The 14,795-nt window shown below is 66.3% G+C and carries 14 protein-coding genes; 3 read left to right on the forward strand and 11 right to left on the reverse strand.

Annotated elements, in window-relative coordinates; genetic code table 11:
• Positions 1 to 1,046 (reverse strand): carboxylesterase family protein (locus AC1D00_RS05830; protein WP_477010004.1); only part of this gene is annotated, 1,046 nt, incomplete at its 3' end.
• Between the two features lie 147 nt (positions 1,047 to 1,193).
• Positions 1,194 to 1,442 (reverse strand): hypothetical protein, encoded by a 249-nt coding sequence (locus AC1D00_RS05835; RefSeq protein ID WP_027547877.1) that lies wholly within the window; start codon positions 1,440 to 1,442, stop codon positions 1,194 to 1,196.
• A 188-nt stretch (positions 1,443 to 1,630) separates the two neighbouring features.
• Between AC1D00_RS05835 and AC1D00_RS05840 the strand changes: the two genes are divergently transcribed.
• The 3 genes from AC1D00_RS05840 to AC1D00_RS05850 all read left to right on the forward strand — a co-directional run bounded on the left by AC1D00_RS05840 (position 1,631) and on the right by AC1D00_RS05850 (position 5,148).
• A complete protein-coding gene (locus AC1D00_RS05840; protein WP_477010005.1) occupies positions 1,631 to 4,321 on the forward strand; it encodes a flavin-containing monooxygenase in 2,691 nt (896 codons plus the stop codon).
• Positions 4,322 to 4,454: 133 nt separating this feature from the next.
• On the forward strand, positions 4,455 to 4,727 hold the full coding sequence (locus tag AC1D00_RS05845) for a hypothetical protein (protein WP_135176932.1): 273 nt from the start codon (positions 4,455 to 4,457) through the stop codon (positions 4,725 to 4,727).
• A gap of 115 nt (positions 4,728 to 4,842) precedes the next feature.
• Positions 4,843 to 5,148, forward strand: coding sequence for a hypothetical protein (locus AC1D00_RS05850; RefSeq protein ID WP_027547880.1), 306 nt, complete (start codon positions 4,843 to 4,845; stop codon positions 5,146 to 5,148).
• Positions 5,149 to 5,218: 70 nt separating this feature from the next.
• Here AC1D00_RS05850 and AC1D00_RS05855 read toward each other — a convergent pair whose 3' ends face one another.
• The 9 genes from AC1D00_RS05855 to AC1D00_RS05895 form a co-directional block, all read right to left on the reverse strand.
• The gene (locus AC1D00_RS05855; RefSeq protein ID WP_477010006.1) at positions 5,219 to 5,374 is read right to left on the reverse strand and encodes a hypothetical protein; all 156 of its coding nucleotides are present in this window, start codon (positions 5,372 to 5,374) and stop codon (positions 5,219 to 5,221) included.
• A 103-nt stretch (positions 5,375 to 5,477) separates the two neighbouring features.
• Complete coding sequence (locus tag AC1D00_RS05860) at positions 5,478 to 5,993, reverse strand: septal ring lytic transglycosylase RlpA family protein (RefSeq protein WP_477010007.1); 516 nt, start codon at positions 5,991 to 5,993, stop codon at positions 5,478 to 5,480.
• 154 nt (positions 5,994 to 6,147) lie between these two features.
• The gene (locus AC1D00_RS05865; RefSeq protein ID WP_167771230.1) at positions 6,148 to 6,312 is read right to left on the reverse strand and encodes a hypothetical protein; all 165 of its coding nucleotides are present in this window, start codon (positions 6,310 to 6,312) and stop codon (positions 6,148 to 6,150) included.
• Positions 6,313 to 6,340: 28 nt separating this feature from the next.
• Positions 6,341 to 7,591 carry a DUF1501 domain-containing protein gene (locus AC1D00_RS05870; RefSeq protein ID WP_477010008.1) on the reverse strand — a complete coding sequence of 417 codons (1,251 nt, stop codon included), beginning with the start codon at positions 7,589 to 7,591 and terminating at the stop codon, positions 6,341 to 6,343.
• Positions 7,592 to 7,593: 2 nt separating this feature from the next.
• The gene (locus tag AC1D00_RS05875) at positions 7,594 to 9,057 is read right to left on the reverse strand and encodes a DUF1800 domain-containing protein (protein WP_477010009.1); all 1,464 of its coding nucleotides are present in this window, start codon (positions 9,055 to 9,057) and stop codon (positions 7,594 to 7,596) included.
• Between the two features lie 147 nt (positions 9,058 to 9,204).
• Complete coding sequence (locus tag AC1D00_RS05880) at positions 9,205 to 11,724, reverse strand: M56 family metallopeptidase (protein ID WP_477010010.1); 2,520 nt, start codon at positions 11,722 to 11,724, stop codon at positions 9,205 to 9,207.
• On the reverse strand, positions 11,721 to 12,113 hold the full coding sequence (locus tag AC1D00_RS05885) for a BlaI/MecI/CopY family transcriptional regulator (RefSeq protein ID WP_027547885.1): 393 nt from the start codon (positions 12,111 to 12,113) through the stop codon (positions 11,721 to 11,723). The genes AC1D00_RS05880 and AC1D00_RS05885 overlap by 4 nt, the downstream gene beginning before the upstream one ends.
• Before the next feature lie 281 nt (positions 12,114 to 12,394).
• A complete protein-coding gene (locus AC1D00_RS05890) occupies positions 12,395 to 14,026 on the reverse strand; it encodes an NAD-dependent malic enzyme (RefSeq protein ID WP_135177055.1) in 1,632 nt (543 codons plus the stop codon).
• Between the two features lie 165 nt (positions 14,027 to 14,191).
• Positions 14,192 to 14,795 (reverse strand): tripartite tricarboxylate transporter substrate-binding protein (locus AC1D00_RS05895; RefSeq protein ID WP_477010011.1); only part of this gene is annotated, 604 nt, incomplete at its 5' end.

Below are 14,795 nucleotides of genomic sequence, written 5' to 3' on the forward strand. Positions count from 1 at the left end.
GGATAGAGCTTGGGCAGGTCATCGCTGGTGATGCCAGACGATGCAAGCGCCTCCGCGATGTCAGGTTCGCTGTCGAAATCCGTCTCGTCATCGTTGGAGCCGATGATCAGGGGAATCCGCCCTTCATGCCCGGCCGCAAAACCTGCGGCGATATCTTCCGTCACGAGGCGTCCATCGATCGTTGGCGCAAAGCCGTGCGGGAATTTCGCGAGCAGCTTCGTTTCGGCGGCAAGCAGCCGTATGGCCTGGATCGTACGCGCGTTGATCTCCTTGCCATCAGGGCCGAGCGTCGCGACGAATTGCCGGCCCCAGGCCTCCGCCTCCTGCCGCGAGCGCAGGCGCGCCCGGCCGGGCACCGATTGCAGAATGGCCTTCTGAAACAGATCACGCACCTCGTTGCATAGCATCAACAGCGCGATCGACGTCGCGCCCGCGCCACTACCGAACAGGGTGACGTTCCCGGGATCGCCGCCGAACGCTGCGATGTTGTCGTGGACCCAATGCAACGCCGCGATCTGGTCCATCAGTCCGTAGTTTCCGGAGCCGCCTTCCGACAGCGCCGGATGCGCGAGCCAGCCGAGCGCGCCGAGACGGAAATTCACGGTCACCACGATCAGGCCGGCCTGCGCGAGTTTCGCACCGTCGAACATCGGATCGTTCGCAGTGCCACCGACGAAGGCACCGTCATGAATGAACACCATCACCGGCAGCGGGCCATCGACGCCGAAGGGACGGAACACGTTGAGCGTGAGGCAATCTTCGCTCGCCTTCGGCAGCGACGGCTGGAGGCAGGGCGCGCCGTACTCATAAGCGGTGCGCATCTCGGAGCTCTCGGCCGTTGCCTCCGGCGGGCGCCAGCGCAGCGGGCCGACCGGCGGCGCTGCATAAGCGAGCCCCTTGAAGAAGGCCACCTCGCCTTCGACGCCGCCGAGCATCTGGCCCTCGCGCGTCAGCGCGAATGGAAACTGTCCGACCTGCTGGGCCATGGCCGAACCGGCGAGGCAAAGGAATCCGGAAACCACTGTGAGCGCAAGCAGGGACCGCATCTTTGGGGGATCTCAATGCGCGGAGAAGCTCCCCGGAAGGTTACGTCTACGACTGACGGAGAAGCAAGCTCCGGCCTTGCTTCTCCCCGCAAGAGCGGGGCGAGGGAGCGCGCCGCGGGCCAGAGCCCAACTTCATCGCAACAGCGGCTAGCCGCCCTTGCCGATGAGCTCCGCCAGCGCGCGCCGCGCGACGATGCCGAGCTCACCAAGAGTGGAGTGTCCCGCTTGCGCCGCCTCGATCAGGCGCTCGGCGATGAATCTGCGGCTGTCGTGATCGCCACCGTGCGGCAATTGGCGGCACGTCTCCTCCAGGACGACGTCCATGTTCGCTTTCGTCCGCTCACTCAACTCTGTCATGTCGCCCGGTCGGTACGCGTGGCTTGTAACCGCAAGCATACACAGGCGGATCGTGCCTGATTAGACCGGTAAATCACGGCGATTGTGCATCGCGGTGCGTGCATTGAGGTAAGCTTCGCGCGGCCACGATGACGCCGCAAACAGCTACCGAAGATTGCACTTGTTCTGATGACAAGCCCGGCCTGTGGCGATAGCGTGCCGGCAAAACAAAAGTACGGGAGGAATGGATGCCTGACGCAATGGTTGCTGCGCGTGCCTCTGACGCGGCGCGTGGAACACCCCGGCAGGTCGACGTTGCCGTGGTCGGCGCCGGATTTGCCGGCCTTTATCTTCTCCATCGCCTGCGCAAGGCCGGCTTCACGACCGTCGCCCTCGAAGAGGCCGGCGATGTCGGCGGCACCTGGTACTGGAACCGCTACCCCGGCGCGCGCTGCGACATCCAGACCATCGATTACAGCTACACTTTCGATCCGGAACTCGAGACCGCCTGGACCTGGTCGGAGAAATACGCGACCCAGCCCGAGATCCTGCGCTATCTCGGCTTCGTCGCCGACCGCTATGAGCTGCGCCGCGACATCCGCTTCGGGACCAAGGTCACCGAAGCCAAATGGGACGAAGCGACCGAGCGCTGGCAGCTCACCACCGACAATGGCGCGCCGGTCTCCTGCCGCCATTACATCATGGCGACGGGCTGCCTCTCCGCGCCAAAGCCGCCGGAGATCGACGGCGTCAAGGATTTCAAGGGCGAGGTCTATTTCACCGGCCGCTGGCCGCATGACGGCGTCAATCTCGCGGGAAAGCGCGTCGCCGTGATCGGCACGGGCTCGTCGGGCATCCAGTCGATCCCGCTGATCGCCGAACAGGCCGCGCATCTGACCGTGTTCCAGCGCACGCCGAATTTCGCGCTGCCGGCGCACAACGGTCCCGCGCCCTCCGACCGCATGAGCCTGCTGCAAGGCGACCGCGCGGCCTATCGCGAGCAGGCGCGCCAGTCGATGGCCGGCGTGCCCTATCCGCAGCAGACGGCCGTGAGCTGGCAACTCAGCGACGCCGAGCGCCGTGCGCGGTTCGAGGAGGCGTGGGGCAAGGGCGATCTCGTCTATATCCTGACGCAACTCTGGGCCGACCAGGCGGTCGATGTCGACGGCAACAAGCTGATCTGCGATCTCATTCGCGAGAAGATCGGCGCAGTCGTGAAGGATCCCGAGACGGCGGCGGCACTGATGCCGCACGACCATCCGTTCGGTGCGAAACGCCCCTGCCTCGACACCAACTATTACGCGACCTACAACCGGTCGAACGTCACGCTGGTCAATCTGCGCCAGGAGCCGATCAAGGCGATCACCGCAGGCGGCATCACCACGGCAAGGCGCAGCGTCGACGTCGACGTCATCGTGTTCGCGACCGGCTTCGACGCCATGACCGGCGCGATCCGCGCGGTGCATCCGATCACCGGGCGCGGCGGCAAGTCGCTGTCGGATGTCTGGGCACAGGGGCCACAGACCTATCTCGGGCTCACGGTCGAGGGCTTCCCGAACTTCTTCATGATCACCGGTCCCGGCAGCCCCTCGGTGCTGTCGAACATGGCGGTGTCGATCGAGCAGCATGTCGACTGGGTCGTCGACCGCCTCGCCGCGCTGCGCGATGCCGGCTTCACCACGATCGAGCCGACCGAGGCGGCGCAGGCCGGCTGGAACAGGCACATGGCCGACTGCTCGACGCTGACGCTGCACCGGCTCGCCAACACCTGGTACACGGGTGCGAACGTGCCCGGAAAGGTGCAGGGCGTGATGCCCTATACCGGTGGTGTCGGCCCCTATCGCAGCATCTGCGACGAGGTCGTCAGCCGCGGCATGCTCGGCTTCAGGCTCACGGGCCCCAATGTCGCCGCGCAGTGCAATGACGGCGAGGCGGTGCGGCCGCAACCGGATGTGCGGCTGGTGCTGAACCTGCTGGCAACGCTGAACCTGCCGCCGATCGAATCGATGGGCGCGCTCGGCGCCCGCGCCTTCGTCAACGAGTTCAACAAGGGCCGCCCGGCGGGACGGCCGATCGGCGATGTCGTGGACGGCACGCTGCCGGGCACCGACGGCCCGCTTCCCTACCGTGTCTACAAGCCCGCAGCGCCCGGGCCGCATCCGGTCGTGGTCTATTTCCACGGCGGCGGCTGGGTGCTCGGCGACGAGCAGTCGGACGATCCGTTCTGCCGCGACATGGTGCGCCGGACCGGGATGATGTTCGTCAGCGTCGGCTACCGCCACGCGCCGGAGCATCGCTTCCCGACCGCGGCTGAGGACGGCTATGCGGCGACGCGCTGGATCGCCGAGCACGCCGCCGAGCTCGGCGGCAAGCCGGGCCCGGTGCTGGTCGCCGGCTGGAGCGCCGGCGGCAACATCGCCGCCGTCACCTGCCAGCTCGCGCGCGACCGCGGCGGGCCTGACATTGCCGGCCAGCTCCTGGTGTGCCCGGTCACCGACTGCGACTTCGATCGTCCCTCCTACAACGACAATGCGACCGGCTACTTCCTGACGCGCTCGCTGATGGACTGGTTCTGGGACCTCTACTGCTCGCCGGCCGACCGCATTGACCCGCGCGTCTCGCCGCTCCGCGGCAAGGTCGCGGGCCTGCCGCCCGCCTTCGTCGTCACCTGCGAGTTCGACCCGCTGCGCGACGAGGGCATCGCCTATGCCGAAGCGATGGCCGCTGCCGGCGTGCCGGTCCAGCAGCTCAAGGCGCGCGGCCATTTCCACTCGTCCTTCACGATGGTGGACGTGGTGATCACCGGCGCGCCGGGCCGGGTGCAGATGGCCGAGGCCCTGCGGCGCTTGGCCGGGCTTCCGCCGGAGGTCAGCCTCGGCGACGAGCACAGCCACGGTCACACCAGCCCGGGGCACAGGATCGCAGCGGCCGCAAGTTGACGACAATAAGGCAGCCGGGAACCTTTCCCCGACTGCCGCGTTGTGTGCTCATAGCATTGAGATGCAGCGTTTGGATGTAGGCCCCGGCGCGCAGATTTGCGTGCTGGGGTTCTTTTTTGCGTGAGGCCGGGCGATGGGGGACGTGGTTGCGGATTCAAAGGTCGATTTCGGCGCACTTGCGGCGCTGTATAAATGGCCGTCACTTGCCAACCAGCGCCGGCCGGACCGCGAGTCCTACCAGGTGAGCGAGGGCACGCTCGACGAATGCATCTCGGCGTTCATGCARAAGCCGGCGGCGACCAGGCATCTCTATGAGATTCGCACGGCGGCGCAGCCGCCGCTGGTCACGGATATCCTCTCGCCCGAGCATATCATCGAGCTCTCGCGCTTGAGAGAATTTCTCTGATTGTGTGCAGACGCCAAAGCTGCACGTGCACGACAAGCTTCATCCACACCCATAGGAACCTTCTTCCGGTTTTTCCCGTTAACGGGGATCGGAAGCCAAGGCGTGAGTGTCCAAGATGCTTAGAGCTGACGTGCCATCTCCGGTCGTGCCCTATGGCGCAGACCAGACCCTGTTCGTGGTGATCGACCGCCGCGACGAGGCCACTGAAATCCGCATCGAGCGGAACGATCTCGAAGTCACGATCAATGAGCTCGTCGCCGGCTGCTTCAACGATCCGATCAAGGTGATCTCGTTCAACACGCTCGAGCACTGGGTGAAGGATATCTCGCCCGAAATCGCCGCCGAAATCCGGGCGCGCTGTGACATCGACCGCATCACGCTTCCCGACTATCTCAGCGATTTCGTCGAGAGCCACACCTGACCGCGCATCGTTGTCGTCGACGCGCTGCAAATCGCAGGCAAAGCCCCGCTCTCGCGGCGTTCGTGGAGGGTCAAGCGCGCCGGTACTTGCCGGCGATGACCTCGATCTCGCGGCGGCGTTCGTCGGCGAAGRCCAGGAGCTTTTCGATCGTCAGTGTATCCGTGATCCGTTTGGCGAGCCGCTCGGCACGCGCGGCCTGATCTTCGAGATACTGGATCGTATTCAAGCGTCCGCCTCCCCAAAAGCCCCGAATTGTTGGGCATCCATGGTGCGTGAGAAGCGGCTAACAGGCGGTTAAGCGGCCGCGCCTTGCAGCGACGAAGCGGCCCTTACCGCACGACGTCGAGCCTGACATTGGCGAGGCCCTTGTCCACCATGCCGAGCGCCTCGGCCGCGGACGGCGAGATGTCGACCACGCGCCCGCGAACGTAGGGTCCGCGATCGTTGACCCTGACGGTCACGAAGCGGCCGGAGGAAACATCGGTGACGCGCAGCTTCGTGCCGAACGGCAGGCTGGGATGGGCGGCGGTCAGCTCGTTCTTGTCGAACCTCTCGCCGCTCGCAGTCTCCGTATCCGAATAGAAGCTGGCGACGCCATGCGAGGCAGTTCGCTTTGCATCACCGTCGGGGATGCGCGCCCGGCTGATCGGCCGTGGATGCAGCGCGGCCACGCGATGCGGCCGCTCGACAGTCGCCTGCCGGTTGGTGCCAAGATCGGCCTTCTGGCGGCCGACCGGAGATTGCGCGCAGGCCGCGAGCGAGGCCGCGGCAGTGATGGCGAGCAGCAACCGGAACGAGATTGCGGGGGAAATCCGGGCACTTTCGGCACGTGCAAAGCGAGACATGATACGCCCCTCCGAACGGCCTCAAGTTTCGGCGGGCAATGAGGGCAGAACCTTGTCGGAAGAAAAGCGGGCCTGAGGCCGGGGTTTTTTCGCAACCCGCTGTGACGATTCCACCACACCGGCGTGTCCTGAATCGGGACAAATCTGCGAAATATCAGCCTGATACGATGCGCCAGACCATCGGGCGCGGTTCCGGTTGAGCATCGCTCGCCTCGGCGCCCCCGTTCAGCAGCCGCGCCAGCTCAAGCCGATAGAGCCTTCGCCAGCCGGTTTTCAGGCTGGCGAGAAAGTCGAGCTCCCGTTGTGTCAGTGTGCCCATGAACCCGATCCGGTTTCGAGAGGCGCCGTCAGCCGACGAGGCCTGGCATCGGTCTGACGTCGGCGCTGCCGGGGAAGACCGTCTCGGCGAGCACCTTCTCCTCCACGCGCAGATGATCCCTGAGCAGACCCTTCAGCACGGCGCGCAAGTCGGTGGTCGGCTTGAGATCGCGGTCCTCGAACAGCTGCGCCGGCTTCAGGCCCGGCCAGTCCGCGATCACGCGGCCACCGGCGAGCCCGCCACCGATGAGGAAGGCGACCGTGCCCGTACCGTGGTCGGTGCCCTGCGTGCCGTTGATGCGGGCGGTGCGGCCGAACTCGGTGACGACCACGACCACCGTCTCGCGCCAGGCTTCGCCCATGTTGGTCTCGATCGCGGCGAAGGCGCCGTCGAGCGCGCCGAGCAGATTGTAGAGCTGGCCCGAGGCCGCGCCTTCGGCGATGTGCGTGTCCCATCCGACGAAGCCCATGGCGCCGACGCGCGGGCCGTCGGGCTTTGCAAGATAGCGCGCGGCGGTGCCGGCCGCTTCGGCGAAATAGGCGCGCACGCGTGCGATGCCGGGAGGCGCCAGCGTCGGATCGTCCGACATCGGATCGCCGGTCCCCACCGCTCCGTCGAGCGAGGCGAGCTTCATGCGCGCCTGAAGCACGCTCGCAAGCTTCGGGTCGGTGTGCTGGTAGAGATCGAGCAGGCGATTCTGCGTGTCCTGGCTTGCCGGCAGGAGTTTCTGCGGCACCCATGTCATGACCGGCGCCGAGCCGCGCACCACCAGCGGCGTCACCGAGCCGATGCCGAGCGCGCGACTGCCGCGCGGATCGACGCGGCCGCCGGATTCCAGTGCGAGCAGCGCGCGGTTGAGCCATCCCGAGGCGGTCGCGCCGGGTCTGGTAAACCCGCTCTCGAGCACGTCCTGGCCGTCGAAATGCGAACGCTCGCGATAGGGCGTCGCAGTGGCGTGGACGATCGAGGCCTTGCCGCTCTTGTAGAGCCTGTGCAGGTTCGGCATCGCCGGATTGAGCGCGAAGAAGGCATCGAGCGGCAGCGCCGGCGACTTGCCGTCCAGCACCAGCGCGCGATCGCCGCGCAAGGAGATCCAGTCGGGATCGCCGACCGGCGCGACCGCACCGAGACCATCGAGTGCGCCGCGCAGGACGATGACGAGCAGGCGTGGATCGCGCCCTTCGGCGCGCGCGATCCGCGGCATCTGACTCCAGGCGAACAGGGTGCCGGAGCCGATCAGAAGCTCGCGCCGCGTGGGCAAATAATTGTCCGAGCCCATGGTCACCTCCTCTGGAAATCCGCCGACATGAACAGCAGCGCGAGCGCCTGCTGCCGGCTTTCGGCGCGGCCAACCGCCTGCTTCACCTCGGGCGCGATCTCGGATCCGAAGACGTCTTCGATGATGACTTGCGGATCGGCCATGCCGGTGATGCGTTCGGCAAAATAATTGGCGACGTCGAGCCGCCGGCCGACCCCGTCGATCCAGCTCGCCTCGTCGTCCGGATAGCCCTTCGGCGCCGGCGGGCGCCACAGCGCCTCGCCGAGAAGTTCCTGGCCGCCGGTGTAGCGGACAGGATCGACGCTCGTGATGCCGGTTGCGCGGACCATGCCGACCACCCATTCGCCGGGACGCTTCAGTTTTAACGGCGGCCCGCGCCAGGCCTCGTCCGACGACACCATGGCGATCGCGACCTGCTTGAGATCGCCCTCGGTGTCGCGAAAGGTCTTCGCCATCTGCGCCACCAGCGCCGGCGGCGGCTCGTCGGCGACGAAATGGCGCGCGAGCTTCGTTGCGACATGGGTCGCCGTCGCCGCATGCGCGGCGAGATCGCGCAGCACGGCGCGGCCCTGCTCTGCGTCCTCCTGCTCATAGCGCTTGCCGAGCACCGTCTGTCCGCCGGGTTCGTGCAGCCGCGGATTGAAGGTGAACGCGCCGCCGTGCTCGGGATTGTCGCCGGGCGGAACGAGCGTCCATCCCGTCATGACATTGGCAAAGCTGATCACGTCGTCCTGGGTGTAGCCGGTGCGCACACCTAGCGTGTGCAGCTCCATGATCTCGCGCGCGATGTTCTCGTTGAGGCCGCGGCTGCGGTTGATGCCGGCGGTCGAGTTCGCGCCCATCGAGGCGAGATTGTCGAGATAGAACAGCATCGCCGGATGGCCCTCGACGGCCAGCAGGAGATCGACGAAGCGGCCGAGTGTGTTGGCGCGTACGGCTTCGCGCTCATAGGCGCCGGACATGCTCTGGATCTTGTTGGCCGAAACGCAGAAATGGTTGGACCAGAACCACACCAGCCGCTCGGCGAAGCCGATGTCGGCTGCGAGCGCAGCCTCGGTGCGCAGCTTGGCTTCCTGCAGATAGATCGGACGCCCGGGATCGGGAACGGCCTCGGCCGCTTGTTTGGCCGCCATCTCGGCGGCGTCCTTGTCGGCACTCTGGCCCTGTGCCTGTCCTTGCGTCTGATCTTCGGACATGACGGGCGCCGCAGCCATCTGCTGCTTCTTGGCCTGCTGCTGCGCCTGTTTGGCGCGGGCCGTGCGCCGCGCATTGGCGTCGGCCACGGTGCGGTACGCCTTTGCGCTGCTGGGAAGGGCGGCCGCGGCGGTCAGCACCAGCGGCCTGTCGAGTTCGGCGATCAGCGCGCCGCGCGGGTCGGTGCCGACGGCGGCGATCGATCCCGGTCGCGGCCCCATGCCGAAGCGATGAAGCGCCAGCACAGAATCGGCCTTTGCGGAATTGCTCATGGCGCCTGCCGGTGGCGCCTTGCTAGGCTACGATCCGTAATGCTACGTAACGTAGCATTGGCGGTACGGGCCGACAAGCGGAGATTGAGGCACTGCCATCAAGAACTCGGGAGCCGCCGGTCTGACGGACGGGCGGCTCCAACAATCCTAGAAGTTGGGCCCGAGCGCGATCTTGGTGATCATTCCGTTCCTGACGCCGATGCGCCACTCCGCCGAGCCGTTCGCGAACTGGGCGATGTAGATGTCGCTGTCGAGCGCGGTGACGCCGCGGAACGAGACCGCACGCAGCGCCCCGAGTCGTGCCAGGATCGCCTGGTCGAACGGAAGCTGCTGCCGGGTGATGTCGGCGACTTCCGACGTCATGTGCTCGTAATCCGGCTGGCCCTTGCCGACGCCCTCGATATAACGGCGCAACATCTCCTCGCCGTTGGCGATCGGAACGGCGCGGCGCGCGGCACGTCCCGGCTTTGCACCGATGTTCGAAGCCTCGACGTTGTGGAAGCGCGTCTGCCGCCCCGGCATCAAGACTTCGAGGCACCGCCCCGACTTGTCGGCGATCACCCAGGGATTGTTGACGGTGGTCGTCGCCGCCCAGGACATGTTGGGCCTGACGACGCTCTGCGCCTTGCGCTCGCCGTTCGCATCGAGATTGAAGACCTGAATGTCGTCGCCCATCTCGTTGTAGACCATGATCCGGATCGGCGAAGTGCCGGCTTGGCCGCGCACGTTCGCTTCCTCCGCGCAAGGCACGATGCCACCGAGCTCGTCATTGCCGTCGGCGCGGAAGATGACGTCGCCGGCCTTGCCGTCGGGCTCGAGCAGCAGGCGGAATTCCGCCGTGCCGTTCTCGAACTTGGCGCCATAGATGTCGTAGCCGCCAGGCCCGACGCCGCGGAAGAACAGCGACTCCACCGGGCCGAGAGCGACGAACGTCGCGTGCAATTCGTCGACCTGACGGTGGACCTTGGCAGCGAGCGGCGCGCTCATCCGATCGTAATTCGGCGTGCCGTGGCGCAAATCCTCGATCCCGCGCAGGATCATCTCCTTGCCGCCGGCGACCGGGACCTGCTCGCGGAAGCGATCCGGCACTTCCGCGACACGGCGCGCGAAGTCGGCCTCGATCGCCTGCGCCACAGCCGCGTCGATCCGCGGCGCGAGACGGGCGCCGAACACCCCGTTCTGGACCAGCACGCGCGAGACCTTGGCCTGGTCGTCACGCAGGAAGACCAGGAGATTGTCGCCATGGATCGAGAAGACGTCGGCACCTTCGGCGAGGAGCGCCGCCCGGCCCTGCACGGTTTCCTGCACCTGGAGCCGATCCCCGTCGCGGCGCACGGTGAGCACGCGGTTCGGCGCGACCCTGTACCAGCCGACATATTGGTCGAGCGATACGGAATCGGTGGCCGCCGTCGGCACCTCGGCGACGCGACGTGCGCGAATGTCGCGGCCGTTCATGCGCAGCATCAGCTCCGCGGAGCGGCGCTCCGCGTCGAGCGGGAACGTGATCTCGCCGGACGAGGCGGCGTAGGACGCGGTGCCGTCATTGCCCACCGTCAGGCGCAATTTGCGCTGCCCGGTGAGCTGGCCATAGAGTTCGTCACCCTCGCGGAAGATGGCGAACACCGAGGCCGGGCCCATCGCGTAGAAATTGACGAAGGGGCGGTAGTGCTGGGCCGGCACCTCGCCGAGACCCGCCGCGACGGGCGCGGGATCCGGCGTGCGATAGGCGATCATGCCGGCGGACACGACCACGACCGGAACGATCGCGGCCGCGATCCACAGCCGCTTGCGCCAGCCGACCGCGACGGGCATCGCGGCAGCCGCAATGATGCGCTCGATGCGGGCGCGCACGGTGGAGGCCCGCGCCATCGCGAGCTCCATCGGCCGCGGCTTCACGCCGGTTGCGACATCGAGCAGGATTTCGGCATAGGACAGCCGGTCGTCGATCACCGCGATCGCCTGGGCATCGCTGATGATCTCGGCAAGCTCGGCAAGGCGCGCAAGCTGCCACCACGAGAACGGGCTGAACCAGAACACCGCGCGGTTGAGGGACGCGAGCAAGAGGACGTAGAAATCGCGGTTGGCGACATGCGCGCCCTCATGGGCGAGCACCGCGAGGCGCTTCTTCGCATCCCAGCCGGCAAATTGCGGCGGCACCAGAATGGTCGAGCCGAAGGTGACGGGGCCGCCGACGTCGCGGCTGACGCGCACGTCGGCGTCGATCAGCTGCACACCCTTCACCGGCTTCGCCGCGCGTGCCAGGCGCCAGGTCAGGCCGACGCCGATCGCGAGACGCAGCAGCAACAGGCTGGCGACGCCGGCATAGACCACCGTGGCCACCAGCCACCAGTCTATCGACGCGACGCTTTTCACCGGCGGCGCAATGGCCGCACCGGGCGCAATCGGCAACGCCGGCTGCGGCGTCTCCAGCATCGAAATGTCGGCCGGCCACAATTCGTCCGGCACCGGCACGGACAAGGGCAGCCGGTCGATGGTGAGCGTCGGCCAATGCATCACGAATGGCATCGCGAGCGAGGCCAGCAGCACGACGACCCACGCCGTCATGTGAACGTGCGGATTGCGCACGCGAAACAGGTTGAGACCGAACCAGACGACGCCTCCCAGCACGAAGGAGCGCAGCGCCGCCTCAGCCAGAGTTGCGATCATTCTTTCTTCACTCCCCTCGCCTTCTTCGCCTTGGCCACCTGGTCGGCCAGCGTGCGCAATTGCTGCTGGTCGAGCATCGCATTGTCCACCATGCCGACGAGGACCTCTTCCATCGAGCCGTTGCAGAACCAGTCGACGATGCGCTGCACCGCCTTGGCGGCAACCCGCGAGCGCTCTTCGGCCGCGTGGTAGACATAGGTGCGTCCGTCCACGGTGTGGTGAGCATAGCCCTTTTCCTCGAGCCGGCGCAGCACCGTGCGGACGGTGGATTCCTTCAGACGCCGCGACAGCCGCTCGCGCACGACCTCGGCCGTAACGGGACCATGGGCCCAAACCAATTGCATGACCTCGTGCTCGAGGTCGCCCAGTTCGGGCATACGATCGTCCATGGCATCTGACCTTGCGGATTGAGTTCTTCTTGTAACGCTACAGAGCGTCGCATATAGGGCCGCGCCGCGCAACGGCGTTTCCACCTGAAATGGTATCGCCGTGCTGACCTAACCGGCGGCCAGGCTGGGCGAGAGCATGAGAGGCCGTCCTGCCCGGGCTTGTCCCGGGCATCCACGTTCTTCGTCCCGCGCGGTAAGGCGTGGATGGCCGGGACATAGGCGAGCGGGAAGCGACGCCGTCCTTCGGACGGCTATGCCCGGCCATGACGACGTGGAAGCATTCAGTACTTCGGCTCGTACATCTGCGACTGGACCAGGCCCTTGACGTCGTTGGGCGCCGGACCGTCGGCGAGCCCGCGCTGATAGGCGACATCCGCGACAGCGACCGCAATGCGGGCCGAGACCTCGCGGATGCGGGGCAGCGCCGGATAGAGACTTCCCTGCGCGAGGTCGTCCTTGCCGACGCAATCGGCCAGCGTGTGGGCGGCCGCCATGAACATCTCGTCCGTCACCAGCCGCGAGCGGCTGGCGATGACACCAAGCCCGACGCCGGGGAAGATGTAGGAGTTGTTGCCCTGGCGCGGCACGAAGGTGCGGCCGTTGAGTTTGACGGGATCATAAGGGCTGCCGCAGGCGAACAGCGCGCGGCCCTCGGTATAGCGATAGGCATCCTCCGCCGAGCATTCGGCCTTCGAGGTCGGGTTCGACAGCGCGAACACGATCGGCTGCTCGTTGAGCTCGGCCATCGCCTTGAGCACCTCGGGCGTGAAGGCGCCGCCGACCGCGGCAACGCCGATGATCGCCGTCGGCTTCAGCGTCTTGATCGCGGTGAGGAAGTCGGCGATCGGCGCCTGATCGGTATGGGCATAGCGGAGCTTGTGACCGGAGAGGCCTTCACGGCCGCTGACGACGAGACCGCGGGAATCCACCAGCCAGTTGCGCCGCAGCGCTTCCGCTTCCGACGCGCCCTCCGCCATCATGGCGGAAACCACGAGATCGGCGATGCCGGTCGCCGCCTCGCCCGCACCGAGGAACAGGATGCGCTGGTCCCTGAGCTTGCCGCCGTTGAGACGCAGCGCCGAGAACAGACCCGCAAGCGCCACCGCCGCGGTGCCCTGGATGTCGTCGTTGAAGACGCAGGCCTCGTCGCGATATTTGTGCAGCAGCTTGAACGCCGAGTGATTGGCAAAGTCCTCGAACTGGATCAGCACGCCGGGAAAAGTCTTTCGCGCGGCGACCATGAACTCATCGACGAAGCTGTCATAGGCCTCGCCCGTGAGCCGGCGCTCGCGCAGACCGAGATAATAGGGATCGTTGAGCAGTTCTTCGTTGTTGGTGCCGACGTCGAGCACAACAGGCAGGCAATGCTCGGGATGCACGCCGGCGCAGGCCGAATAGAGCGAGAGCTTTCCGACCGGAATGCCCATGCCGTTGGCGCCGAGATCGCCGAGACCAAGGATGCGCTCGCCATCGGTCACGACGATGAGCTTTGCGGGATTGGGCCAGTTCTTCAGGATGTCCGCGATCTGGCCGCGATCGTGCGAGGAGATGAACATGCCGCGCGGCCGCTGGTAGATCAGGCCGTATTTCTGGCAGGCGAGCCCGACGGTCGGCGTGTAGATGATCGGCTGGATCTCGTCGATATTGTCGACGACGACGCGGAAGAACAGCGCCTCGTTGCGGTCATGCAGCGCGTTCAACGCGACGAATTTTTCCAGGTCGGTCGGCAGCGTGCGCAGATTGACGAGCACACGCTCGACCTGGGTCTCCATCGTCAGCACGCAAGGCGGCAACAGGCCGCGCAGGCCGAGCGTGGTGCGCTCCGCTTCGGTGAAGGCGGTGCCCTTGTTGAGCAAGGGATCGCGCAGCAGCGTCATGCCATGCGATTGATCGGACGATGTCGGCTGGGCCACGACCCGGGCAGGTCTATTCACGAATTCCCCCAAGGAGTTTCTTATTGAACCACAGGCATTGTCGGCCACCGCTCCCCCGAGATCAAGGACGTAGCACCCCGCGCATCGATTGTGATCTCGCACCGCAGCGAGGTTTTGCGAACGACAAAGGTTAACGCTGCGAGGCTACTCCGGCTTGATATCGGCGGCCTTCACGATCGGCCACCATTTCTCGGTCTCGGCCTTCTGGAAGGCGGCGAGCGCCGCAGGCGATTGCTGGTCCGGCGGCGGAATCTCCTGCCCCAATTCGCCGAAGCGCTGCTTGACCGAGGGATCAGCGAGCACGGCGGCGATTGCCGCGTTGAGCCTTGTGACGATGTCCTTCGGCGTGTTCTTCGGTGCCCAGATGCCGTGCCAGTAGGAGATGTAGAGGCCGGGCAGGCCCGCCTCGTCGACGGTCGGGATGTCGGGTGCGGATGCAAGCCTTGTCGGCGAGGTCACGGCAAACGCCTTGATCGCACCATTCTTGTATTGCGGCAGCGAGTTCGAGGCCTGGTCGAACATGATGTCGATCTGGCCGGCCACGAGATCGATCATGGCGGGCCCTGCGCCGCGATAGGGCACGAACTGGAAGTCGGTGCCGGTCTTCGCCTTGAAGAAGACGCCGGCGACATGGGCGCCGGTGCCGGCGCCGGCCGTCCCGGCGGTCGCCTTGCCGGGGTTGGCCTTCAGCCACGCGATCATCTCTTTCAGACTGTTTGCCTCGAGCGACTTCCTGCCGACGATGAGC

It is taken from the genome of Bradyrhizobium sp. P2_E8 (assembly GCF_056403875.1).

Excerpts from the sequence above, each read along its gene's own strand:
- AC1D00_RS05835 (WP_027547877.1), bottom strand. The coding sequence starts at position 1,442 with ATGCTTGCGGTTACAAGCCACGCGTACCGACCGGGCGACATGACAGAG.
- AC1D00_RS05840 (WP_477010005.1), top strand. The coding sequence starts at position 1,631 with ATGCCTGACGCAATGGTTGCTGCGCGTGCCTCTGACGCGGCGCGTGGA.
- AC1D00_RS05850 (WP_027547880.1), top strand. The coding sequence starts at position 4,843 with ATGCTTAGAGCTGACGTGCCATCTCCGGTCGTGCCCTATGGCGCAGAC.
- AC1D00_RS05860 (WP_477010007.1), bottom strand. The coding sequence starts at position 5,993 with ATGTCTCGCTTTGCACGTGCCGAAAGTGCCCGGATTTCCCCCGCAATC.
- AC1D00_RS05865 (WP_167771230.1), bottom strand. The coding sequence starts at position 6,312 with ATGGGCACACTGACACAACGGGAGCTCGACTTTCTCGCCAGCCTGAAA.
- AC1D00_RS05870 (WP_477010008.1), bottom strand. The coding sequence starts at position 7,591 with ATGGGCTCGGACAATTATTTGCCCACGCGGCGCGAGCTTCTGATCGGC.
- AC1D00_RS05875 (WP_477010009.1), bottom strand. The coding sequence starts at position 9,057 with ATGAGCAATTCCGCAAAGGCCGATTCTGTGCTGGCGCTTCATCGCTTC.
- AC1D00_RS05880 (WP_477010010.1), bottom strand. The coding sequence starts at position 11,724 with ATGATCGCAACTCTGGCTGAGGCGGCGCTGCGCTCCTTCGTGCTGGGA.
- AC1D00_RS05885 (WP_027547885.1), bottom strand. The coding sequence starts at position 12,113 with ATGGACGATCGTATGCCCGAACTGGGCGACCTCGAGCACGAGGTCATG.